Origin of the sequence: Brachyspira murdochii DSM 12563, from assembly GCF_000092845.1 — a bacterium.
Lineage (GTDB): Bacteria > Spirochaetota > Brachyspiria > Brachyspirales > Brachyspiraceae > Brachyspira > Brachyspira murdochii.
Map to the genome: position 1 here is coordinate 3,042,548 of NC_014150.1, position 26,191 is coordinate 3,068,738.

18 protein-coding genes are annotated in these 26,191 nt (G+C 28.5%); 7 read left to right on the top strand and 11 right to left on the bottom strand.

What is annotated here, in order from left to right; genetic code table 11:
• The first annotated feature begins 22 nt into the window (after positions 1-22).
• The 3 genes from BMUR_RS13440 to BMUR_RS13450 all read left to right on the top strand — a co-directional run bounded on the left by BMUR_RS13440 (position 23) and on the right by BMUR_RS13450 (position 3,450).
• On the top strand, positions 23-577 hold the full coding sequence (locus BMUR_RS13440; protein WP_013115088.1) for a GNAT family N-acetyltransferase: 555 nt from the start codon (positions 23-25) through the stop codon (positions 575-577).
• 581 nt (positions 578-1,158) lie between these two features.
• Positions 1,159-2,160, top strand: coding sequence for an NADP-dependent oxidoreductase (locus tag BMUR_RS13445; RefSeq protein ID WP_013115089.1), 1,002 nt, complete (start codon positions 1,159-1,161; stop codon positions 2,158-2,160).
• 183 nt (positions 2,161-2,343) lie between these two features.
• Positions 2,344-3,450 carry a SpoIID/LytB domain-containing protein gene (locus tag BMUR_RS13450; RefSeq protein ID WP_181039125.1) on the top strand — a complete coding sequence of 369 codons (1,107 nt, stop codon included), beginning with the start codon at positions 2,344-2,346 and terminating at the stop codon, positions 3,448-3,450.
• Between the two features lie 84 nt (positions 3,451-3,534).
• Here BMUR_RS13450 and BMUR_RS13455 read toward each other — a convergent pair whose 3' ends face one another.
• Positions 3,535-4,905 (bottom strand): aldehyde dehydrogenase family protein, encoded by a 1,371-nt coding sequence (locus BMUR_RS13455; RefSeq protein ID WP_013115091.1) that lies wholly within the window; start codon positions 4,903-4,905, stop codon positions 3,535-3,537.
• A gap of 180 nt (positions 4,906-5,085) precedes the next feature.
• Here BMUR_RS13455 and BMUR_RS13460 point away from each other — a divergent pair, with 180 nt between their 5' ends.
• Positions 5,086-7,344: a lytic transglycosylase domain-containing protein gene (locus BMUR_RS13460; RefSeq protein ID WP_013115092.1), complete on the top strand. Its 2,259-nt coding sequence runs from the start codon at positions 5,086-5,088 to the stop codon at positions 7,342-7,344.
• A gap of 468 nt (positions 7,345-7,812) precedes the next feature.
• Here the strand turns inward: BMUR_RS13460 and BMUR_RS13465 are convergent, their stop codons facing one another.
• The 3 genes from BMUR_RS13465 to BMUR_RS13475 form a co-directional block, all read right to left on the bottom strand.
• Positions 7,813-8,238: a PepSY-like domain-containing protein gene (locus tag BMUR_RS13465; RefSeq protein WP_013115093.1), complete on the bottom strand. Its 426-nt coding sequence runs from the start codon at positions 8,236-8,238 to the stop codon at positions 7,813-7,815.
• A 287-nt stretch (positions 8,239-8,525) separates the two neighbouring features.
• Positions 8,526-11,096 (bottom strand): glycosyltransferase family protein, encoded by a 2,571-nt coding sequence (locus tag BMUR_RS13470; RefSeq protein WP_013115094.1) that lies wholly within the window; start codon positions 11,094-11,096, stop codon positions 8,526-8,528.
• Positions 11,097-11,311: 215 nt separating this feature from the next.
• Positions 11,312-11,893: a hypothetical protein gene (locus BMUR_RS13475; RefSeq protein ID WP_013115095.1), complete on the bottom strand. Its 582-nt coding sequence runs from the start codon at positions 11,891-11,893 to the stop codon at positions 11,312-11,314.
• A 241-nt stretch (positions 11,894-12,134) separates the two neighbouring features.
• Between BMUR_RS13475 and BMUR_RS13480 the strand changes: the two genes are divergently transcribed.
• The 3 genes from BMUR_RS13480 (at position 12,135) to serB (ending at position 15,706) form a co-directional block, all read left to right on the top strand.
• Positions 12,135-13,280 (top strand): pyridoxal-phosphate-dependent aminotransferase family protein, encoded by a 1,146-nt coding sequence (locus BMUR_RS13480; RefSeq protein WP_013115096.1) that lies wholly within the window; start codon positions 12,135-12,137, stop codon positions 13,278-13,280.
• A 182-nt stretch (positions 13,281-13,462) separates the two neighbouring features.
• On the top strand, positions 13,463-15,067 hold the full coding sequence (gene serA, locus BMUR_RS13485) for a phosphoglycerate dehydrogenase (RefSeq protein ID WP_013115097.1): 1,605 nt from the start codon (positions 13,463-13,465) through the stop codon (positions 15,065-15,067).
• An 18-nt stretch (positions 15,068-15,085) separates the two neighbouring features.
• Positions 15,086-15,706, top strand: a complete 621-nt coding sequence (serB, locus tag BMUR_RS13490; protein ID WP_013115098.1) for a phosphoserine phosphatase SerB — start codon at positions 15,086-15,088, stop codon at positions 15,704-15,706.
• 190 nt (positions 15,707-15,896) lie between these two features.
• Here the strand turns inward: serB and BMUR_RS13495 are convergent, their stop codons facing one another.
• The 7 genes from BMUR_RS13495 to BMUR_RS13525 form a co-directional block, all read right to left on the bottom strand.
• A complete protein-coding gene (locus tag BMUR_RS13495) occupies positions 15,897-17,240 on the bottom strand; it encodes a citrate/2-methylcitrate synthase (protein ID WP_013115099.1) in 1,344 nt (447 codons plus the stop codon).
• 84 nt (positions 17,241-17,324) lie between these two features.
• The gene (gene icd, locus BMUR_RS13500) at positions 17,325-18,584 is read right to left on the bottom strand and encodes an NADP-dependent isocitrate dehydrogenase (RefSeq protein WP_013115100.1); all 1,260 of its coding nucleotides are present in this window, start codon (positions 18,582-18,584) and stop codon (positions 17,325-17,327) included.
• Between the two features lie 95 nt (positions 18,585-18,679).
• On the bottom strand, positions 18,680-19,555 hold the full coding sequence (locus BMUR_RS13505) for an Rpn family recombination-promoting nuclease/putative transposase (protein ID WP_013115101.1): 876 nt from the start codon (positions 19,553-19,555) through the stop codon (positions 18,680-18,682).
• Positions 19,556-19,775: 220 nt separating this feature from the next.
• Positions 19,776-20,858 (bottom strand): ankyrin repeat domain-containing protein, encoded by a 1,083-nt coding sequence (locus tag BMUR_RS13510; RefSeq protein WP_013115102.1) that lies wholly within the window; start codon positions 20,856-20,858, stop codon positions 19,776-19,778.
• 365 nt (positions 20,859-21,223) lie between these two features.
• The gene (locus tag BMUR_RS13515) at positions 21,224-22,306 is read right to left on the bottom strand and encodes an ankyrin repeat domain-containing protein (RefSeq protein ID WP_013115103.1); all 1,083 of its coding nucleotides are present in this window, start codon (positions 22,304-22,306) and stop codon (positions 21,224-21,226) included.
• A gap of 156 nt (positions 22,307-22,462) precedes the next feature.
• A complete protein-coding gene (locus BMUR_RS13520; RefSeq protein ID WP_013115104.1) occupies positions 22,463-23,620 on the bottom strand; it encodes an ankyrin repeat domain-containing protein in 1,158 nt (385 codons plus the stop codon).
• Between the two features lie 145 nt (positions 23,621-23,765).
• Positions 23,766-26,021, bottom strand: a complete 2,256-nt coding sequence (locus BMUR_RS13525; protein ID WP_013115105.1) for an aconitate hydratase — start codon at positions 26,019-26,021, stop codon at positions 23,766-23,768.
• Positions 26,022-26,191 lie beyond the last annotated feature (170 nt).

Genomic DNA, 26,191 nt, shown 5'->3' on the forward strand with positions numbered 1-26,191 from the left:
ATAAAAGAGGTTGTTTTTTTTAATGCTTAAAAAGACTTATAAAACCAGCAGGCTTTTTTTAGTTCAGCCAAATATAAATATGGCAGAGAGTATAACCGATTTCTACAGCAGAAACAGAGATTTTTTTGAAAAATTTGACCCTCAAAGACCAGAAGTTTTCTATAAAATTAATACTCATAAAAATATTATAAAAAGAGAACTTGAAGAAATTAGAGCAGGAAGAATGCTTAAATTTTGGATTTACAAAATAGAAGATAAAAAAAGAATTATAGGAATGATTAATTTTACTAATATATTTATGGGCACTTTCTTATCATCTACTGTGGGTTATAAATTAGATGAGTTTGAACAGCATAAAGGTTATATGACAGAAGCTTTAAAATCAGCAGTAATAATAGTTTTTAAAGAGTTGAAACTTCATAGAGTGGAAGCCAATATTATGCCTCATAATAAACCTTCATTAGAATTGGCAAAAAGATTGGGGTTTGAATACGAAGGACTTGCAAAAAAATATTTAAAGATTAATGGCAAATGGGAAGACCATGTTCATATGACTATAATAAATGATGAGGTATAATATATTTATAAGTTACTGTCTTATTATATATAATTAAGTCTTTTGCATATATTTGCAATATAAATAAAATTAAGTGTCGGGGAGTTATATATTATACTTTACTTACTGTAATATTTTTTATTCTTTTAGCAATTATAGTATATATTAGAGCAGATATCAATCTCTGATTATTATGAAAATGTGTGTATTCTTTTTATTTTTGTTTTAGGATTTCTACACCTCTGTATTCTTTATCATAAAGATTAATAATTAAATTAATGACTTCCTCATTATTAAAATATTAGGTGAAGTTTTCGGTTTAGTTGTTAAATTAGAAATAGTTACAGTAGTTTGATATTTGCTGTACAAATTATAAAAAGTAGATATAGAATATTTTTAGTTTTTAATGTTTACTGAACTATAAATAATTTTAATTCTGTAGTATATGGTTTGTTCATTTTTATGTCAAAAATATTAGTATACTGCTTTTTTAAACTAAAAAATGTACAAAACTCACACTCCTAAATAATAAATAAAATTAAGTATATTGATTTTTATAAAAAATATTATAAAATCTTTCAAATTAAAATTTAGGAGATATTATGAGAGCAGCACAGATTGACAGATATTCAAAAGATATTGATATAAAGATTAGAGATATACAAATACCAGAAATCACCGATGATGAAGTATTGGTTAATATAAAGGCAGCAGCAGTAAATCCGCTTGAAATATTAATATTAACAGGCAGTGTAAGACTTATACAGGATTATAAAATGCCTCTCACATTAGGAAATGAGTTTTCTGGTGTAGTTGAAAAGATAGGTAAAAATGTAAAAGATTTTAATGTAGGCGATAAAGTTTATACGCGTATGCCTATACAAAAAATAGGTGCTTTTGCTGATTATGCGGCAGTAGATAGTAAGTTTTTAGCTCCTATGCCTAATAATTGCAGTTTTATTGAAGCGGCAGCAATACCTCTTACAGCACTTACAGCGTATCAGGCACTTAAAGAAGAATTAGAAGCCAAAACTGGCGATACTGTTTTAATAACAGGAGGTTCTGGAAGTTTTGGGGAAACGGCAGTTCCTATTTTTAAATATTTCGGTCTTAATGTTATTGTTTCTGGTAATGAGAGATCAAAAGAGCATTTTATAAGTTTGGGTGCTGATAAATATATTGATTATCGTAAAGAAAATTATTGGGATTTAGTTTCAGAAGCTGATTATGTTATCGATACACTTGGTGCAAAAGAGTTTGATAAAGAGTTATCAGTGTTGAAAAAAGGCGGGCGTATTTTGAGTTTGAGAACAAGTCCTAATAAAAAATTTGCTCAAGTTAATCAATTTCCTTTCTTAAAAAGAACTTTATTTTCTTTGGCAGGCTCTAAATATGATAAAAAAGCTATGAAAGAAGGAAAAGAGTATAGATTTATGTTTGTAAGAGCTGATGGAAAACAGCTTAAAGAGATTACAAAAATAGTAGAAGAGAAAAATATAAAGCCTAAAATATTTTCTAAAGTATTTAATATTGAAGATACAAAAGAAGCTATTGAAACTATGGCTAAAGGCGGTATAGAAGGTAAGATAATCATATCTATGTGATTGTTTTTAATAAAAAATTAAATAACTTGCTGCAGTATAATTAAAGAAAACTACATAAAATTATATTGTAAAGCAAGTTTTTAAATAGCCGATAATTTTAGCGAATAATTTTATTTACAGCAAGGAGGCGTTAAAATTATGGGAGTCAAAAAGTATTTCTTTTTATTGCTAGTATTATTGGCAATGAATAGTATATATGCATTTGCAAATCAAAATATTATCAGAGTACAATTAACAGATGTAAAAGCTCCGTATACTATTAATATCAAAGGTCCTTATAAAGCGTACAATTACAAATATGAAAGTGAAATAATATCGGCTCTAACTAATGAAACTGTAATGGTCGTAGAAAACAGATTAGGTTTAAAAGTTAATGAAGTAGGTGTTTATAAAGAAGGAATAGTATTTGAAACAGCTGACGGATTTACTTTGAACGGAAAGGAATATTATGGTTCTTTAATGTTTATTCCATATAATGATACTATGATAGTGGTTAATGAGCTTAATATTGAAGACTATGTTAAAGGTGTTTTACCTCATGAGATGTCTCCAGATTGGCCTATGGAAGCATTGAAAGCTCAGGCAGTTGCAGCCCGTACTTATGCAATGTATCATATATTAAAAAATGCCAATAAACTTCCTTTTGATGTTGATAATACTACAAAATATCAGGTTTATAACGGCAAAGAAAAAATGAATTGGTCTGTTGAACAGGCTGTTGACAGAACAAGATATGAAATTGCTGTTTATAAAGGCAAAGTTATAGCTACGTACTTCAGTGCTTTATGCGGCGGACATACTGACAGTGCTGAAAATGTATTCGGTGTAGCTGTACCTTATTTGGAAGGTGTTTCTTGTCCTTACTGTAATGCACAGATTAAACCTTGGACTAATGCTTTAAGCTATAATGAACTTAATAATGACTTAGCTAATTATTCTGTACATGCAAGTGAAAAATCTTCTATTGGTATTAGCACTGATCCTAAATCTGGAAAGGCTACTAATATTAAAATAGATGACAGCGATATTACTTCAAGAGATTTCAGAAGCACACTTTCTCCTAAACTAGTACCATCACTTAATTTTACTATTAAAAAAGTGGATAATGGTATAATAATTACTGGTAAAGGAAGCGGACATGGTGTAGGTATGTGCCAATGGGGTGCTTATGGTATGGCTCAGGTTAAAAAAGACTACAAAGAAATTTTGAAGTTCTATTATAATGGTATTGATATTGTTGATTATAATAGAGTTAATAAAGAGTTTGAACCTGATGTTTGGGGAAAATAAAATTTATAACTAGATAAAATTAAAGGCTTGTATTAATTAATTTTAATGCAAGCCTTTTTTATTTTTATGAGTTATATAATAAAATTATTTCTTTACCAAATTATATAATAAATTAACTTCCTTAATTTTTGTAGAATAAGGCGGATATTTAGTTTTTACCTCAAAACCATATCCTTTGGTTAAAACGGTTGTTTCTTTTGAAAAACATTTAAAGCTATAATATCCATGATAATTACCCATTCCGCTGTTTCCAACTCCTCCAAATGGAGCATTAGAATTTAATATATGGGTTATAGTGTCATTAACAGAGCAGCCTCCATAACTTATTTTCTCTATAAAATAATAATTAAAGTCAATATCTTCAGAAAATATATACATAGCAAGAGGATTAGGACATACTTTTTCTATTATATCTCTGGCTTCTTCTTTTGTTTTATAATAAAGTATTGGGAAAATGCTGCCGAATATTTCATCTTTTATAATATTAGTTTCTAAATTTTTAGGTTCTACTAATGTTATAGAAATAGATAAATTATTATCATCATATTCACCACCGTAAATAATTTTTCCGTCATTTAAATATGATTTTAATCTTTTATAGTGATTTTCATTTATTATTCTATGAAGCTTTTTTTCATCATTAAATAATTTTATTTCATCATTAAATGCTTTTAAAAATCTTTCTTTTAAGTCTTCTCTTATAAGTATATAATCTGGAGATACGCAAGTTTGACCCGAGTTTATAAACTTACCCCATATAATTCTTTTTACAGCCTTATTAAAATTATTTCCTTTAATATCATCAATTATAACAGGTGATTTTCCTCCAAGCTCTAATGTTACAGGGGTGAGAAACTCTGAAGCATTTGACATAATAATTTTCCCAACTCTTGGAGAACCTGTAAAAAATATTTTGTCGTATTCTATTTTGCTTACATTTTCTGGAGGTATACTTTTATCTACAACGGCAATATATTCTTCATCAAATGTATCTTTAATAGAATTATATATTACATCATAAACAGTAGGCGTTAATTGAGAAGGTGCTATTATAGCGGTATTTCCAGCTCCTATTGCCCCTACAAGCGGAAGAAAGGTTAATTGTATAGGGTAATTCCAAGGCGATATTATTAATGATACTCCGAATGGTTTATTTATTATAGTTGTTTTTGAATCTATAGTTACCATATTTCTTTTTGCATTTTTATTATGCATCCATTTTTTTAGATTTTTTATGAATGTTTTAATCTCTTCCATCACAAAAAATAATTCTGTACCTATAGCTTCAAATTCTGACTTCTGCATATCTTTATATAGAGCATCTATAATATCTCTTTCATATTTTATGAGCATTGATTGTAATTTTTTTAACTGTTTTATTCTAAAATCGTATGATAATGTTTTTGAACTTTTAAAAAATTGTTTTTGTTTATCTCTTAATTCTGTTAAATTCATTTTTCCTCCGTTTTTTGTTTAAATATATAAAAAATAATAAGAAAATTACATACTTTTTTATAAAATTTTAATTAAATATATAATCATCATAGTAAGTCAAAATGTAAAATTTGTTTGCAAAAAATGAAAAAAATAATAAAATAATAATTGCTATATAAAAACTATTTTTGATGAGGTTCAATGAAAAATCAAATTCTTCATACATTTAATAAAAGAGTATTATTATTCGCTGTTTTTTTTGAAGTTATTATTATCATAATGACTTCTATGTTAGATGCGAAGGGAATATCGTTAAAAGAAAATATTATATCAAAAAATAAAATTAATTACGGAACTGCTTTAGAACTTTATAATAGAGAAAAGTATTTAGAGGCTTACAATCAATTTACAAATATAATGAATACAGAAGAAGATTTGCTTATAAAAGATTATATTATATATTATGGAGCTAAAAGTGCATTATATACCAATATGTATAATGAAGCTATAGATTTGTATTCATTACTTATGAAAGAGTATCCGCGTTCATCTTTGTATCCTTATGCCGAGCAGTATAAGGCATTGGCAGAGTTTTATAGAGATGATTATCCAGTGAGTAATTTTTTTAACAGCAAAGCACAAAAATGGATTAAAGAGTTTGTAGGTATTAGAGCATTGAGAAATACTGATGATACCAATAAGGCTAAGATGATAGCTTATGAGCTTTTAAGCAGATTTTTAAATAGAGAAGCTATTATATATTATAATAATAATTATGAAGAAGATATAATGTCATTTGATAATGATTTGAAATATAAGGTTTCTACAGAGCTTTATGAGGCTGGGTATAGAAAAGCATCTTTACAATATTTTGAATATTTTTATGATAATAATTTATATAAAGCCAATTCAACATACTATATGGCTAGAATAAAACAGCAGGCAGGAGACAGAGAAGATGCGGCAAAATTATTTGATGAGTATTTGTCAAATGCCAATAATAAAACTCATAGAAGGTTAGGACTTTATTATTCTGCTGATAATTATAACAGATTAAAAAACTATGATAAATCGATTGAACTTTATAATACTTTTTTGAAAGAATATCCAAGAGATGATTATGTACCTAGAATATATAATAATTTTGTGAATGTAAGTTTAAATAGAAATAATCTGGTTCAGGCAAAAACTTATTTAACAAATGTTATGAAAAAATTTCCTAAAAGCTGGCAGACAGAACTTGCTTTAAAATCGTATTTAAGAAAATCATTCAAACTTAAAAACAAAACAGAAACTTATTTTGCAACTAAAGCTTTGGAGGATAGATACCCTAGTTTCAGGCATGATTTTGCTTTATCTTGGAATATGTGGACTGCTGAAGAGTTTGGAGATGATGAGAAAAGAGATGACTATATAATGAAAAGCCTTTTAAGCAGTAAAAGCCATTATTTTATTAAAGGAGCATTGAGTCTTGCAAGCGATGAAATGATTAGTAATGTAAAACTTAGCAATACTTATTATTTAAACGAAGCTAAAAAATATTATGCTGATTCTAATTTTACTAAATCTATGGAGATGCTTAATAAAGTGCAGTTTTTAACTTATGCATCTACAGGTAAAGAAGATAAAACAGAAAAAGAGGCTAGAAGTATAGCTAAAAATATACTTATGCAAAGCAGATTTGTAAAAGAGATGTATTCTAAAATGAGTGAAAATGATCTCTTTAATGAACTCTCTCTTCAAACTAGAAGGGAAGTTAATAAAGCTATAGTGCTTTATTATTACGGAGATTATGATAATGCATATACAGAGTTCGATAAAGTATTTAAGAAAACTCAGGTAACATATCCTTTATATTATTTTGCTGAGAAAATATTTATAAGTTCTGAAAATACAAAAAGGCTTATGCAGATATCGGCCAATATAGGAAAATATTTTGGATATCCATATTCAGATAATACAGATTTACTACCAGATGAGCTTAGAAGAAAAGTTTATCCTAGATATTTTGATGAGTATGTAGTACCAGAGGCTAAATATTATAAAATAGAGCCTGCATTTGTATACGGCATAATGAGAGAAGAGAGTTTATTTGATCCTAAGGCTAGGTCTTGGGTTGGTGCTATGGGGCTTATGCAGCTTATGCCTACAACAGCAGCAGCTGAGAATAAAAAAGCAAGATATAGATATGATCCTTTAGATTTAACAGACCCTAAACAAAATATTAATCTTGGAGTTTCGCATTTGGGCTGGCTTTTCAGCAGTCAGAAAGCAAGCAATTATATACTTGTAGCAGCAAGCTATAATGCAGGTTCTGGACGAGGAAGAAGGTGGAAAGCTGAATACGGAACTAATAATATGTACCGTACTGGAAGATTTATTGATATAGAAGAAACTGAGTATTATGTAGAGCGTGTTATAAAGAGTTATGAGTTTTATAGTAAGTATTATAAGGATTAGAGTTATGATATTATTTTATTAGTTTATGTTATAAAATCAAATAACAAAGCTATGTTATAAATATTAGACTTGTTTCAAAACTACTTGACAAATAATTTTATGCTAAATTATATAATATTAGTTATTGTGTAAATTGTATGTTTTACATGTTGTATAATTTATCGCTTTAATATGTAAATATGTAGTCTTTCGCTGCCGACACCACAGGTGGACTCCGTCGGCACACAGAGTGAGGCGTACTTCGTATGGGGCACGCCACAGGACTTCCTACGGTCGCAAAAGAAGAGGGGTGCGGTACGACTGTGTGCTTCGCAGGGCTAGTCCCCGCAATTATAAAAAAAATAGTTTTGAAACAAGTCTATTAAAATGTTTTTCTATCAAGTAAAATAATAATTATATTTGTATAAAAATTACAGGGTATTAGCATTAAAACTAATACCCCGCATTGTATATGGGATGGAAAGTAAATCAATCGTCGAATTTTTGTCCTATAAGCTGACCGTCTGAAGATATATAAAGCTCCATCATATTGTTAAGCTTTATTTCATAAGTTCCCCATTTTTTTTCGGCACTAATAATTACCGTATTTGGGTATGTATTTCGTATGGTGTTTGCTACATTAGCAGGAAAAACATTGTATGGTATTCCTATATATTCTGCGTCTATCTCCACCCAATCACCATTATATAAGAAGTCTATTTTTATTCCATTAGAAAGTTCAACCTCATATTTTCCATCATCGCTTTCTACATACCATATCTGAGCATCAGGAAATGCTTGAGATATGAACTGCTTGGCATTATTAGGAAGAGATTCTGGAGAAACAACCCAATCAGCAAATAAACTACTAGAGGAGATTATTATAACTGTTAATATGATTTTTAGTATTTTCATAAATAACCTCCTCTTTTATTTATAGTTATATTATAACATATTTATAATTTTTGTCAATATTTTTTACAAATAATTTACTTCTTATTTACAAGCATTTTTATTTTTTAATAATTTATTACATAATTATCGTATATATTTGTAATAAATTAAAAAAATACCTCTAATATAAAATTATTAGAGGTATTTTTTATTATTGCTAATAAAAATTGTTCGCTAAAAATATATAGCAAATGAATTTACTATATGCTTACAATTTTTATATTTTGCTTTCTAATATTTTAAAATTATTATTCTTGATTATTATATCTTTTTATATACAAAACTGTACTTATAATAGATATTACTATAAATATTACCCAGCATATTATTGTACTGTAAGCATATTTCATTGAAGGAGTAAATTCAAATACTACATTGTTATCTCCAGCTTCTACATAAACCCCTCTAAATAGTAAATTAGCATTTAATAACTCTTTTTTATCTCCATTAACAGTAACAGACCAGTCATTATTATAACGCTCTTTTGATACAAGTACACCAGCATCTGGAGTTTTTACATTAAATACTATTTTATTGTCAGTTTCTTCAAGCATTTCCACACTATGAATGGATTTAGGATTATTTAATGTTATATTATTATTTGAATTATTTAGTAAAACAACTTCATTTGCCAAATTAAAATTAGGCATAGTTAATCTTCCCAAACCATCATTAAAATCTTTGGCATTGTAAGCGTTATTAACAAACTCGTATTTATTTCTGTATCCTTTAAGTTCATACAATACAGCAGCAGAAAATTGGTCCTGATACTCTGTTATCTTTGTTAAGTCATTTGAAAGAACAGATTGATCCAAATATGTAGGGCTTAAAATATATCTTACTCCAAGTAAATCCATAAGTCTAGGCTGATATCCCACATAATCATTTATTCTGAAAGATGCAAAAGTATCTGTTATATCTTTTGAAAGCCTACTTGCTGCAGGAGGTTCTGTTAATGGTATATTGTAGTAAGGCATTGTATGAGTGGTGTATCTGTATAAATACGGTATCAATATAGGCATTGTAGTTTTGTTGCCGCCTTCTCTTAATATATGATCAACTATTGGAGTAGATTTATACATTTGATTATAATTAGATTTTACTATAAACATATTTCCGCTTTGAGTTAAATCCAAAAATAAAATAGCTATAAACATATAAGGCAGATATTTATAAAATAGATCTTCTTTATTAGCAATAATAACATACAAAAATACTATAATGCTTCCTATTATAAGGAAACCTATATGTCCTAGATCATATACAGAAAATAGTATAAAACATATTAGAGGAAGTATTACAGCAAATTTATCTTTTATAGTTATTTCTTTTAATGATATAGAAGTATTAACTAGTAAAAGTGCAGTTGTGGATATAAGTGCCAATCTTATAAAAGACATAAATATATTTTTTGATATTAAGGCAGCATTAGCTTCTTTCCAATCAGTAACGAAACTATTATATATTAATCCGTTAGTAAGTATAGTTATTAATGCCAATACTATAGAAAGAATTGCTATTATATACATTATCTTTTGAGCTATATTTATGTATTTGTAGTCATCTTCCAAATATTTAAGTAGTCTGTCTTCTTTTTTAGCATCTATTGCTTTGAATATATAGTCGGCTGCAAATGATGCTATTACAGCAAATGGTATTGGTATAATTTCTATAAATTTATTTGGATTTCTAGCATCTTGGAATATTGGTATTTGAAATAATGCTCCGTATATGATAGGAAAATATCTACCGAAACTTGCTATTAAGAAAAATAATGCTGCGGCAATCCAGAAATATTTCTCTTTATATTTTTTCTTACTTATAAAAACTGCAAATATTATAAATAGGAAAGTAATATATCCAATATTAGCAGCTGTAAGTGAGAAGTTAGAAGTTTTAGGCTCTCCCGGCATATTGGCTATTCTTCCCCAATAAGGGTGAGTTTCACTTCCAGAATAGTATCCGAAGAATCCGGGCATAAAAAATCCTAATACTTCTTCAGGTGGGTATGACCATCTTGTAGCCCATTCCCATAATTGTTTTTTGTCAGTAACTCCAGCAGCTCCCATATCCTGAGTGTTTCTTGTAATCATTATTATTTGTATAGACATTAAAAAAGAAAATACTGCTACTAATGCAAATTTTATACATAAGAGAATTATTTTTTTAAAATCTTCTTTTAAAAAAACTATTAATTTTTTATCATTCTTTTTGTTATAAAGAAGGTATAAAAAATAACATGATAAAAATAAAGCGAAATACATAGCAACATCCAAAGCACCACCCAAAAATGCAATACCTAAGAATGCACCTGCAAAAAAGAAATGAATCCACTTTTCAGTATTCATAGCCTTTGATAAAAAATATAGTACAAAAGGAAAATAACAGTAGGTTTCAAATTTACCTAAATGACCAGGTAGTATCAAAGTTATAATAGCATTAGAAAACATTAAAGCAACAGCCCCGAATATTGCCGCTTTAATAGATAATTTTTTTTCTCTCAAAAATAAAAATAACCCGTATCCCATTACAGTTATATGAAATATTATTGTAATCTGCGGATATATTTCTGTTGGAAAAATAGCCATAAATAAAGATTTTGGGTGTATTGGTACTGTTGAAGAAGAGGCTATTGTAAAATAAGCATTGTTCCAAAAATATAAATTCCCGCTTAATATGGCATCTTTAATATTTTTTATATCCCAAAGAATAACATCTCCCATTTGAAGATATGAAAAAGTTAAATTGCTGTAAAAAAATAGTATAGATAATAATAAAAATATAATAGGGTATATAATTTCTTTTTTTAATGATTTCATTATTTATATATTCCTTATTTTGATGATGATTTTATTGAAAGCATTTTATAAATAATATATAAAAGATGATGTATTGTCAAGGAGTTTTGTATTAAAATATTTTTTATAAAAGTGAGTATTAAGAAATTAAAAAACATATAAAAAAGGTATTAACTTAGAAATTAAGATAATACCTTTTGAGTTTCTTTAATTTATGTTATTTTTATTTGTGATTATTATTTTACAGGATTTAAATATCCCCAGTTATCACCTTTTTGAGTAGTATCCAAATCATTTTCTGTCATATGAGGGTATTGATTCCAGTCAGCATTTTCCGGCTCATTACTATTTTCATTAACAAATACTGTTATAGATATTCTATATTTTTCTGTCCAGCTTGTACTTTTATATCCGTCAAGAAAATAAACATTATCGTTTGGAGCAATTATCATCAAAATACCATATATTTTTTCTATTTTATCTGATGGTTTATCAAATAACATATCACTCGGATCTACCTCTTCGTAGTATAATCCTTTATCCTCTCCTAGATATTTTACAAATGTCCATCTTTTTTCCCCATTTACTTCTATATTTCCATTTGAATCAAATTCATAATTTACATTACTATTTTGAATATTTCTTCCAGAAACTTTATCTAGCCATTCTTTATTATTATCAGTTGTTGAAGTTCCGTTTTGGTTTTCTTGCTCTGTATTACTGCTTGATGAATTATTATAGCTTGAGCCTGTTTTACTAGTATTATTACATGATATGCTAAATATTAATATCAGCATAAAAATTAATATTTTTTTCATTTATTTATCCTTTATCATATTAATATTTTAAATATAAAAAATACATAAGAAAAAGCAATTATTTTTTATTTTAATGTAAATTATATAAAAATATTCTTATTTTTGAAATTAAATATAAAAAAATTGTATAAATATTACTAAATATAGTATTGTAAAAAAAAATATATATAATATAATAGTATAAGGATTTTTTAGATACTATAGTATTGTATTTTTAATTTTAAGGAGAAGTTATACTATTATGAAGGATAAGACTTTTTTGATGATACCGGGTCCTACACCAGTACCTGAATCAGCATTAGTAGAAATGGGAAAACACCCTATGGCACACAGAAGCAAAGAATTTTCAAACATACTTAAAGAAGTTTATGAAGATTTAAAATATGTGTTCCAAACAAAGAATGATGTATTTTTATTTACAGCAAGCGGAACAGGGGCAATGTGTGCTGCTTTGGAAAACCTTATTAATGAAGGTGATAAGGTATTGTGTTTGTCTATTGGTAATTTTGGAAGCAGATGGTCTAAGATTGCTGCAAGCAGGGGAGCCGTTGTAACAAAAATAGAAGTTGAAGCAGGTCAAGTGATAAAACCAGAAATTCTTGAAGAGGCTTTAAATAAAGATAAAGATATAAAAATAGTAACACTTACTCATAGCGAAACTTCAACTGGTGCTGCTAATGATGTTAAGACATTATGTTCTATAATAAAGAAACATGGTGCTGTATCTGTAGTTGACGGCATAACAAGTTTATGTGCTATGGAGTTTAAAACAGATGAATGGAATATTGATGTTGCTATATCAGGTTCTCAAAAAGGATTTATGGTAGCTCCGGGTCTTTCATTTTTAACAGCAAGCGAAGATGCTTTTAAAATGCATGAAAAATGTAAATATCCTAGCTTTTATTTTAATTGGACAGAGCATAAAAAATCTTTAGCTAAAGATACTACACCTTTTACACCTGCTGTTAATTTGATAGCTTCTCTTCATACAGCTTTAAAAATGATAAAAGAAGAGGGTATTGAAAATGTTAATAAAAGACATAAGAAACTTTCTCTTGCTTTAAGGGCTGCTGTAAAAGCTATAGGATTAAAACTTCTTGTTGAAGATGACAGTAATGCAAGCTATGCTATAACTTCAATACTTCCTCCAGAAGGAATAAGCGTTCCAGATATAAGAAAAACTCTAAAAGAAGATTATGATATTATAGTAGCAAACGGACAGGGTGCTTTGGAAAATAAAATATTTAGAATAGGCAGTTTAGGATATGTATGCGAACGTGATTTGATAATGGCGGTTGGTGCTTTGGAGGCTAGTTTGGTTAAACTTGGTTATAAGTTTGAACTAGGAAGCGGAGTTAAAAAATTGATAGAAGAATTAAATAAATAATAAATATTTTGAATTGTTTTATATATTCTAATATAGTTAGTAATAATTATATTAGAATATTTTATTTTTTAGTAATAATAAAAAGCTAGAAAGACTGTATTGATAATTCGCCTAAGGCGGACAAAGTCATTATTGAGGAATTTATAGGCTTTTTCGAGCGTAACAACAATAGGAGATGATATATGAAGGTTTTAATAACTGATAAGGTAAATGAATGTGTAAAGGATATAATAGCTGATGTTTCTGAGGCTGTATTTCTTCCTACAATGAGTGAAGATGAACTTGTAAGTATTATAGGTGAGTATGATGCTTTAATGGTTAGAAGTCAGACTAAAGTTACAAAAAGAATTATAGAAGCTGGAAAAAATTTAAAGATTATAGGACGTGCTGGTGTAGGAGTAGATAACATCGATGTAGAAGCTGCTACAGAAAAAGGTGTAATAGTAGTAAACTCTCCAGACGGAAATACCATTGCTGCGTCAGAACATACTATAGCTTTAATGCTTGCCGTATCAAGAAATATAGTTCCAGCTGCTGTATCAACCAAAGAAGCTAAATGGGAAAGAGATAAGTTTACAGGTAATGAACTTTTTGGTAAAACTTTAGGAGTTATGGGATTTGGAAGAATAGGAAGAAAGGTTGTTCATATTGCTTTGGCTATTGGAATGAAAGTATTAGTTTATGATCCTTTTGCTACTGAAGAGATTGTACAAAAGTCTGGAGCTATTTATGAGACCTCTTTAGATGATTTTTTACCAAAACTTGATTATTTATCACTTCATATACCTAAAACTCCAGAAACTAATAATATCATAAATAAAGATAATATGAGCAAAATGAAAAATACTGCTATAATTATTAACTGTTCAAGAGGCGGACTTGTTAATGAAGAAGATTTAAAAAATGCATTGGAAAATGGAACTATAGCAGCTGCAGCAGTAGATGTTTTTGTAAATGAACCTAAAATAGAAACTTGTCCTCTAACACAGTATAAAAATAATAATTTAATACTTACTCCGCATCTTGGTGCAAGTACAAAAGAGGCTCAGATAAACGTTGCTTTAGATGTTGCTAAACAAATAAAACAGGTACTTTCTGGAGGATATACAGAATCAGCAGTTAATATACCTTCTCTTAATCCAGAGAAACTAGAACCAGTTAAAGACTACATGAAAATAGCAGAAAATGCCGGAGAGATGATAATGCAGCTTGCTAATGGTAAAATAAAATCATTAGAGATAACTGCTCAAGGAGATTTAATTGATTTAGATATTCAGCCTCTTGAAGTAGCTATACTAAAAGGTGCATTATCTTATATGTTCCAAGATGTTAATTATGTTAATGCTCCTTATCTTGCTAAGCAAAGAGGAATTGAAGTAAAAACTGTTAAATCAGAAGCTCCTTCTACATTTACTGGAATACTTAAAGTAAAATTAATTACGGATAAAGATGTAACAAGCGTATCAGTTTCATTAATAGCTAAAAATATTGCGAGAATAGTAAAACTTAATGATTATGATGTTATAATTAAGCCTCAGCCTCATATATTGGTTGTTCCTCATATAAACCAGCCTGCTATGATAGCTAAAGTTGCAACTTTGCTTTCAGCTGATGGTATTAATATTGGTTCTATGAGTGTATCAGAAAATATTAAAGGAAGTAATATGTCCATAATGGCTATAAATGTTGATAGAAGTATAGGAAATGATGTTATAACAAAAATTTCTAACATAGAAGGTGTTCATGAGCCTAAATATGTAAGACTTGCAGCAGAGTATACTTTATAAAATATAAGGATAAATAAAATGAAATTAGCAGTTTTTGATTTTGATTCTACTTTAATGGACGGAGAGACTTTAGATATCATTGCAAGAGAAACCAATTTTGCAGATAAAATTTCCGATATTACAGCAAGAGGAATGAGAGGGGAGATTGATTTCTTTGAAAGTCTTCAGATGAGAGTATCTTTGCTTAATGGAATAAAATTAGAAACTGTTAATGAAATTTGCAGTTCTCTTCCTGTAATGAACGGGGCTAAAGAAACTATTGATGAGCTTCATAAAAAAGGATATAAATGTGTATGCTTTTCTGGAGGATTCAAAAATGCTACTGTTTTATTTGCTCAAAAACTTAATTTAGATGCTGAGTTTGCAAATATTTTTCATGTAAAAGACAATGTACTTACAGGAAAAGTAGGCGGAGAGATGATGTTTTCTGACAGCAAAGGAAACATGCTTTTAACTCTTCAAAAACTTCTTAATGTTTCTTATGATGATACTTTAGTAGTTGGTGATGGGGCTAATGATTTGAGTATGTTTAAGTATGCTAAAAATAGGGCAGCTTTCTGTGCAAAAGAAGTTCTTAAAAAAGAAGCTAACATCATAATAGATAAAAAAGATTTAAGACTTATATTAGATAATATTTAATTAAAAATTAATTGTTTGACAAAAAGTTTAAAGAGGCTTAAATATTTTAAGTCTCTTTTTTATTTTTTAATTGAGATAAATATAATATATCAGATTAATCATTCTTGTTTTATAAAAAAAGGAGCTATATATAAAATAAAGCTCCTTTTAATTTTTCATTATTAATTTTTTATTAACTATATTTTAATAATTATCTTTTATCCATAGTAATAAACTCTTGAGGCTCTATAACATTTTTATATGCAGGTCTTATTATTCTTCTGTCATCGAAATTAAGCTCTTCTATTCTATGTGCACACCAGCCTACTATTCTTGACATAGCAAATAATGGAGTGTAAATCTCTTTAGGTATTCCTAGCATATCGTATATAAAACCAGAATAAAGGTCTACATTTGCACAAACTCTTTTTTTATCTCCTTTTACTTTTATAAAACATTCAACAGCTCTTTCTTCTATTAACTCTAAAAATTGAAGTTCGCATTCTTTTTTCTTTTCTTTAGCAAGCTGACGAGCTAAATCTTTTAATATAACAGCTCTAGGGTCTGATAAAGTATAAACTGCATGTCCCATACCATATATAAGCCCGCTTTTATCGTATGCTTCTTTATTTAGCATTTTAGTAAGATAATCATCTATTTCATTTTTATCTTCCCAATTATCTATTGCATCTTTTAAATGAATAAACATATCCATAACTTTTGCATTAGCTCCTCCATGCAAATCTCCTTTAAGAGATCCTATTCCAGCAGATATACTTGAATAGGTATCAGTTCTTGATGAGCTTGTAACACGTACTGTAAATGTGGAGTTGTTACCGCCGCCATGATCTGCATGAAGAATTAATAATAAATCAAGCATTCTAGCTTCTAAAGGTGTAAACTCCTGTTTAAGCATGTATAAAAAGTTTTCAGCTATAGAGTATTTAGGTTTAGGAAGTGTGATAGTTAAGTATTTTTGGTCTACACTATATTTATACATATTATAGGCATAGGCAATAACTGCTGGGAATCTTGCTATTAATTGTATAGACTGAAGCATTAAATTATCTAATGATAAATCTTCCGGATTTGGATCATGAATATACATTTCGAGAACACTTCTTGATAAAATATTCATAATATTCTGACCTTCCAAATCTATTATATTCATAATAGTTTTTTTATCCAAATACATATTTTCAGCTATGAGTTCTCTGAAAGATTGAAGTCTTTCTGCATCTGGAAGTTTTCCAGAAAGAAGAAGATAACAAACCTCTTCATAACCGAAACGTTTATTTTTTAAGATGTCTTCGGCTATATCATTTATACTATACCCTCTATAATATAGTTTTCCATCTATAGGGTATACATTGCCGTTTTCATCTTTATCATATCCTACAACATCGCCTACATTTGTAAGCCCTACAAGCACACCAGTACCGTCTTCATTTCTAAGCCCCTTTTTTACATTATATTTCTGAAAAAGTTCGCTATCAATTTTTATACGTTTGCTCGAATGGTCGTATAGTTTGTATAGTAGGTATTCTTTTTTCATAATAAACTCCTTTTGTTATTAATTTTTTAGTTTATAAAATATAATGTTTATTTTTAAATAAAATTATTTTAATATAAAAATAAATTATAATAGAGAAACTATTTTTTCTCCAAACTCTTTAGTACCAAGCGATACTCCGTCATTCATAAAGCTAGCTAAATCTTCAGTAGCATATCCGCTTTCAAAAGATCTTTCTAATGCATTTATAATTAGCTCTGAAGCCTTATTCATATTTAAATACTCTAATGCCATAACAGAAGAAAGTATCAATGAACAAGGATTAGCTTTATTTTTTCCTGCTATATCAGGTGCTGTGCCATGAGTAGCTTCAAAAATAGCATGACCTGTTTTATAATTGATATTTCCGCCCGGTGCTATTCCTATTCCTCCGACCATTGCTGCTAATTGGTCTGATATATAATCACCATTTAAGTTTAATGTAGCTATTACAGAGAAGTCTTCAGGTTTTAATAATGTGTTTTGTAGAAAAGCGTCTGTAATATTATCTTTTATTATAATTTTTCCATTTTCTTTAGCTTCTTTTAATTTTGCTTTTGCCTTATCTTCGCCTAACTCTTTTTTTATCTCGGCATACTCTTCCATAGTGAAAGTTTCATTAGCAAATTCTTTTCTTGCGAGTTCGTATCCATATTTTTTGAATCCGCCTTCAGTAAATTTCATTATATTTCCTTTATGTACTAATGTTACAGAAGGAAGTTTGTTTTCAATAGCGTATTCTATAGCAGAGCGTATAAGTCTTTTTGAACCTTCTTCTGATACTGGTTTTACTCCGAAAGATGAAGTTTCTGGAAATCTTACCTTTGTTACTCCCATTTCATTTTTTAGGAAGTTATAAAATTTTTTAGCTTCTTCTGTGCCTGTTTTCCATTCTATACCAGCATATATATCTTCTGTATTTTCTCTAAACACTACCATATTAACTTTATTAGGTTCTTTTATAGGGGAAGAAGTGCCTTTAAACCATCTTACAGGTCTTAAACATACATATAAATCTAAAGTCTGTCTAAGTGTTACATTTAAAGAACGCATACCCTCTCCAACAGGAGTAGTTAAAGGTCCTTTTATACCTATAAGATATTCCTTAAAAATATTTATAGTGTTATCAGGAAGGGGAGTGCCTAATTCTCTTTGTGCTTTATCTCCTGCAAGTACTTCTTTCCATTCAATAGATTTTTCTCCGTTATATGCCTTTTTCACAGCTTCATTTACTATCATTTGAGAAACAGGTGTGATTTCTGCTCCTACTCCGTCACCCTCTATAAAAGGTATTGTTACTTGATTTGGTACTATTAATTTACCGTTTTTCATTTCTAATTTGCTCATATAAAAATCCTATTACTTTTAATTTTTTTATTGTATAAATGAAATTGCTTTCATTATCCTATAACAACTAAATATTTATATTTATTAATAATATTTTACAATTTTTCTATTTCTTCTACACTTAATCCTGTATATTTAGAAATAGTATTGAAATCTATTTTATCATTTTTCATATTCCTTGCTGTTGTTATTTGGTTTTCTTTAATGCCTTCTTTAATGCCTTCTTCCTTTCCTAATCTTCGTTCTTCTTCAAGCATTATCTGATTTCCATATAGATATGCCTGTCTTTTATCATATTCATTCATCATTAACCTATCTTTTATGAAGTTATTATATCTTTTTTGTACTTCTTCCATTATAGGTTTTTCTTTAACCAATTCAGACATAATTGCCTCCTTATTATCTTTCATAGTAAAAAATTTAAGCCAGCAATTTAAATCAGGCTTGAGTAAATTATATTTAAACTTTTTTAACTCTATTATATGTATCTGCAAATGATCTGTAAGCAGTCTTTTATTGTTAGTATCATAAATCATATAGCATGAATGTATATTATCAAAGTCATCTAAATTGAAATCAAGTAAATTAATACTTATTACTGGGGTAAGAGCATCATATTTTTCACCATGTTTTAATAATTTACTATAATTAGAAGCCCAATAATATAGTATGCGTTCTGGAAACCTTGAATTGCCTTGTAATTGTATTTCTATAATAACAACAGTTCCATTTTGAGTAATGCATTTAACGTCTGCGATAGTTTCTTTATCTTCATAGTTCTCTTTATAATTAAGGCGACTGCCCGCCTTTGGCGACGGTGTTAAAATCTCAACACTTCTAAAAGTTTTCATACCAGAATCAAGCATTGTTGAATTAATAAAATCTAGTAATATAAGATTACTGTCTTTAGATGAGAATAGATATCTCACAAAATAATCATTTAATACATTAATATTTTTTGTTTCGCTCATAATTTCATTATATTATAATTTATTGTTCTTTTATTGTTGCTATGCTCGAAAAAGCCTATGAGACCCTCGATAATGACTTATCGAGGCAGCTTTTTCTCACTTTATTATTTTTATCTTACAAGTAAGAGTGCCTACTTGGTCGCCTACGCCTATAATCAGCAAATAAATAAATTTATTTGCTGGCTACCCAAAGGGTACCTACTAGGTCGGCTCGCTTATATTATTTCTCTAAAGCTACAATATCATCATAGCCTTTTTCTCTAGCTATATCGAATACTGTCTTCTTTTCCTTATTTACAACTGTAGTGTCTGCTCCTTTCTCTATTAAAAGTTTAACAAGCTCGGTTTTTCCATTATCAATAGCCTGAAGCAGTAAAGGATAACCATCTTCTGAAGGTGTAGGAGTATTTACATCGGCACCTTGCTCTATTAAATACTTTGCCATTAAAGTATCACTATTATAAAGAGTTCCAGCCAATAATGAGATATTTACATTTGGATAGTATTCTTCAAGTTCATATTTCATAGGAGGATCAATGCCTTTTTCAACTAAATATTTTACTATATCTAAACAGCCTGACTGAACAGCATAATTAATTAAAGGATAGCCATAATTATCAACATAATTTATATCAGCTCCATATTCAGCAAGCATTTTAAATTTTTCTAAATAACATTTTGATTCTCCAACATATCCAATTGCTTCAAATAATATAGGGGTAATTTCTTCATAGCCGTACCCTACATCTACTTCAGCACCTGCATCCAATAATTCTTTCATTATTTTTAAACTATTTTCATTTGTAGACATTACTGCTGAAAATAAAGCATCAAACTTTCCTTCTCCTCTAAAATTAACATTTGCCCCTCTTTTTATAAACTCTTTTACAAGTTCTAAATCTCCCTTTGCAGAAGCTATTTTTAATGGACTATCATTATCAACATAAGTCTGATCAACATTAGCACCGTAAGAAAGTAATTCTGTAACCATTTTTTTATCACCGTATTGTAATGCCATTATTAAACTTCTTTCTTCATGTTTCTCTTCCCAGCTTTTTAAAGATTGTGCATCTTTTACATTTTTAAGCTCATTAAAAGCCTCCAAATCCCATTCTGGCACTTCAGTATCAGTATTAATTTCTCCAGTATTATTATATTCAACATATTCATCATTATTAGATATTTCTGTATTATTGGTATTAACGGCATTAGTATTTGTGGTTACTTCTGTATTATCAGTTTTTTTAGAATTACAGCTTATTATACTGATTAATATTAAAGCCATTATAATTATTTTTTTCATAAAACACTCCTTAATCATTATTTTTTATTATAATATCACAACTAAATATAAAAGTAAATAAAATACTAATTTCTTATTGCTGCTAGCGATAAACTTATTATTATATATAAAAAATCTAGCTTTAAAATCTCTATCAGCTTTTAGCTGATAGACGCTCGATTTTTTATTTTTAATATAGCTGACAACTAAAGTTATCAGCTGCTCGATTTTTTATTTATTGCTGCTATGCTCGAAAAAGCCTATGAGACCCTCGATAATGACTTATCGAGTCGGCTTTTTTCTTATTTATATATTAAAAAATCTCGCTTATAAAGAGCTAATAACTTCCTTCGTCAGTTATTAGCTGCTCGATTTTTTAATTTTTATTATTTCTCTAAAGCCGCAATCTCATCATAGCCTTGTTCTTTAGCTAAATCAAAAATTGTTTTTCCGTCTTTATCAACAACAGAAGTATCTGCACCTTTCTCTATCAAAAGTTTAAGAAGTTCAATATTTTCAGCTCTAAGAGCAATAAATATTAAAGGTAAACCAGAAACACTATCAGTTTGAGTATTAATATCAGCACCTTGTTCTATTAAATATTCTGCTATTTCTGTAGTTTTATTTCCTACTGCAGCATTAAGTAATGAATAACTTTTACCTGAATATGAATAACCATTGGTATATGTCATAGCAGGGTCAGCACCTTGAGAAACTAAATATTTTACTATATCAATACATTCTTGAGAAATAGCATAAGCAATTACAGGACCGTACTCAAAATTTGAATAATTTATATCTGCTCCATGTTCAGTAAGAAGTTTAACCTTTTCTAAATTGCATCTTTTTATAGCAGGATATAATATATTATCTTCATTTTCTTCTTTAGTACCATAAATAATATCAGTGTCTGCTCCTGCATTTAATAATTCCTTTACTACTTCCAAATGATAATTTTTTTCAGACTCTACAGCAGAATATAAAGCGTCTATATTTGCTTGATATTCTTCTCTAAAATTAACATCAGCACCTTGTTTGATAAGTTCTTTTACAAGTTTCAAATATCCCTTTTCTGAAGCTAATTTTAAAGGAGTCCTATTATCATCTTTCATATTTACATCAGCACCATAAGATATTAATTCAATAGCCTTTTCTTCTGTAGGAAATTTATCAATAGCAAATACTAAAGAAGATTTACTCGGATTTTTTGACTGCCATTCATCGAAAGATTTTTTATCTTTTATAGAATCAATTTCATTAAATAATTTTTCTTCATCTTCTAACATTGTAGTTTTATATATATCCCACATATCATTAGAAGCATATCCCTGATAGATTTCATTATTATTATTTAATTTATTTTCATTATTTACTTCTGAATTATTTGTATTTTCACTTTTACCAGATCCGCAGCTTATTATATTTATTATACTGATTAATATTAAAGCTGTTATAATTACTTTTTTCATTTAATTACCCCTTAATCATTATTTTTTATTATAATATCACAACTAAATATAAAAGTAAAGAAAATACTAATTACCACTATATCGTATATAACAAATCAATTAAAAATGTGTTGTTAATAAAAAACAGCTGACAATTGCTCGATTTTTTAATTTTTATTATTTTTCTAAAGCTAATATATCATCATAGCCTTGTTCTTTAGCTAAATCAAAAATTGTTTTTCCGTCTTTATCAACAACAGAAGTATTTGCACCTTTCTCTATCAAAAGTTTTACGAGTGATGTATTTCCATTTTCAATAGCAGCTAATATTAAATTTACAGCTTCTTTGCTATTATCTTTATAATTTGAAGTCATACCATTTTCCATATAATTATCAATAATAGCTTTAGTATTTACATCAGCACCTTTATCTATTAAATATTCTGCTATTTTTGTATCATTATTATTAACTGCAGCAGCTAATAAAGAAAATGGTATATTTCTATAATCTGTATATTTCATTGTAGGATCAATGCCTTTTTCAACTAAATATTTCACTATATCAAAACGTTCTCGTCTAATAGCATCAACAATCAAAGGCTCTCCTCTATCATTAACTTTGTTTATATTAGCACCATTTTCTACAAGTGTTTTAAATATTTCAAAATTATTATAATATAAACTTCTATCTAATATAGTAAAACTGCCTTCTTCAGGATCTGAATAAACAATATTAGGATTTGCTCCAGAATTTAGTAGAACTTTAACTAATTCTAAACTATTATTAGCATTAACAGCATAAAATAAAGAATCTGCAGATGTATTATCTTTTGCATTAACATCAGCATTATGCTTTATAAGTTCTATAGCTAATTTTACATATCCGTTAAGTGAGGCATTCATTAAAGGAGTAAGCCCTCTAAAATCTTTTTGATTAACATCAGCACCATAAGATATTAACTCAATAGCTTTTTCTTCTGTAGGATAATAATCAATAGCAAACGTTATAGGTGTTTGATCTGTATATTTTGACTGCCATTCATCTAAAGAGGCTTTATCTTTTATAAGATTAAAATCTGCAATAGCTTGTGCATATTCTTCAACTGATGAAGCACTATAATAAATATTAGCGGCATATCCTTCATACTCTTTTGTATTGGTTTCTAGTGCATTGGTATTAATTACAGAAGTTAATTTAGTATTGGTTTCTGCATTATTTGTATTAACGGCATTAGTATTTGCAGTTACTTCTGTATTATCAGTTTTTTTAGAATTACAGCTTATTATATTTATTATACTAATTAATATTAAAGCCATTATAATTATTTTTTTCATAAAATGATCCCAATTTTTATATTACTAATTATAGTAAAACATTTTTGCTTTGTCAATTTTTTAATATAGTCTATAAATAACTTACTATGTTTTATAAACTGACATTTAAGATATGCCATAATTTAATTAACTCTATAAATTAGACTTAATTTTTCATTAAAGTATTCAAAGCCCCGCCGTTTTTAAACCATTCAATCTGTGCTTCATTGTATGTATGCATAACCTCAAATGTATCTTCGCTTCCGTCTTTATGAATAAGTTTAACAGTTAAGTTTTGTTTAGGCTTAAAATTATCAAGTCCTAATATAGTTATTTTGTCTTTTTCCTGTATTTTATTATAATCATCTTTATCTTTAAAAGTTATGGCAAGCATACCTTGTTTTTTTAAGTTTGTTTCATGTATCCTAGCAAAACTTTTAGCAAGTACAGCCTTAACATTCAAAAATCTAGGCTCCATTGCAGCATGTTCCCTGCTTGAACCTTCTCCATAATTTTCTTCTGCTACTACTACTGAGGATATATTTTTTTGCTTGTATTCTTTTGCTGTTTTTGAAACTTCTTCATAATTGTTATTTAATTGATTGAATACAGAGTTTGTTTTGTCATTAAAGAAATTAACAGCTCCCATAAGCATGTTGTCTGATATATTTTCTAAATGTCCTCTGAATTTTAGCCAAGGTCCAGCCATTGATATATGATCTGTAGTGCATTTACCTTTAACTTTTATGAGTAGGGGCATATTATTAAAATCATTAATATTGAATTTATCAAAAGGTTTTAATAATTGTAAGCGTTTAGAATCTTTATCTATTACAATTTCAATTTTTGGGTCTGGATTATTTTGTCTTTTTTTATTTTCTGTGTTTAATCCATTTTTTGGCAAAGCTATTCCTATAGGGGCATCGAGTTTAACTTCTTTTCCTTCTTCATTTATAAGAGTATCTTTAAGTGGATTAAATCTCAAATCTCCTGCTATACTCAAAGCCATTACAGTTTCTGGAGAAGCAACGAATGCATGAGTATTAGGATTGCCATCTGCACGTTTTGCAAAGTTTCTATTAAATGATGTTACTATAGAATTTGCTCTTGTATTATCTTTTTCTTGTCTGTTCCATTGTCCTATACAAGGTCCGCAGGCATTAGTCATTATAACAGCATCTATTTTTTTGAAGTCATCTATTATGCCGTCTCTTAATGCAGCATTATATGACGCTTCAGAACCGGGATTAATAATTATTTTTGATTTTACTTTTAATTTTTTATCTATAACCTGACGTGCTATTGAAGCAGCTTTACTTAAATCATGATAGGAAGAATTTGTACAAGAACCTATTAAACCAACTTCCATAGCAGTAGGGTATTTATTTTCTTCCACTTTTTTTGCAAACTCACTTATAGTGCATGCAGCATCCGGAGTAAATGGTCCGTTTAAGTATGGTTCTAATTCGGATAAATTAATTTCTATTATTTTATCATAATATTTTTCTGGATTATCATACACTTCTTTATCAGCTTTTAAGTTGTCAATATTTTCTTCTGCAAGTTTTGCAACTTCTTCGCGTCCTGTAGCAATCAAATATTCTTTTATATTATTATCATAAGGAAATATTGAAGTAGTAGCTCCCACTTCAGCACCCATATTGCATATAGAAGCCTTTCCAGCAGCGGATAGGGTAGAAGCACCTTCTCCGAAATATTCTATAATAGAATTAGTTCCGCCTTTTACTGTTAAAATGCCTGCCAATTTTAATATAACATCTTTAGCACTAGCCCAGCCGTTTAAAGAACCTGTTAATTTTACTCCTATTATATTAGGTATTTTTAATTCCCATTCCATACCAGTCATAACGTCCACTGCATCAGCTCCTCCCACACCTATGGCAAGCATTCCAAGTCCTCCAGCATTTGGAGTATGAGAGTCTGTACCTATCATCATACCAGCAGGAAAAGCGTAATTTTCTAGCACTATTTGATGTATTATACCAGAACCTGCTTCCCAAAAACCAAGTCCGTATTTTTTTGCAACGCTTTCCAAAAAATTATAAACTTCTTTATTTATATTAAGTGCATTTTTCAAATCTTCTTCAGCACCTTTGCATGCTTCTATTAAGTGATCGCAGTGTATTGTAGCAGGTACGGCAGAAGATGTTTTTCCAGCATTCATAAACTGAAGAAGTGCCATTTGAGCTGTAGCGTCTTGCATTGCAACTCTGTCTGGTTTGAAATCTGCATAGTCTTCTGCTCTTTTAAAATCTTTTATACTTTTTTCATCGTATAAATGAGCGTATAATATTTTTTCTGATAATGTTAATGCTCTGTTTAATTTTTGTTTTACATTATTAACTTTATGAGAATAGTTTGAATAAAAATTTCTTATCATTTCAATATCGTAAATTTCCATGATTAATACCTTTTATAATAATATTGCTATAAAGTATTACTATATAACAATATCCATTTTTTATCAATAGCATTATAATTTTTTTATTTTTTTAGGAACTTTTATTTATACTGTTCGTCTAATAAATCAAATAGAAACAATCAAATAACAAATTGAAAATTAGGAGATTA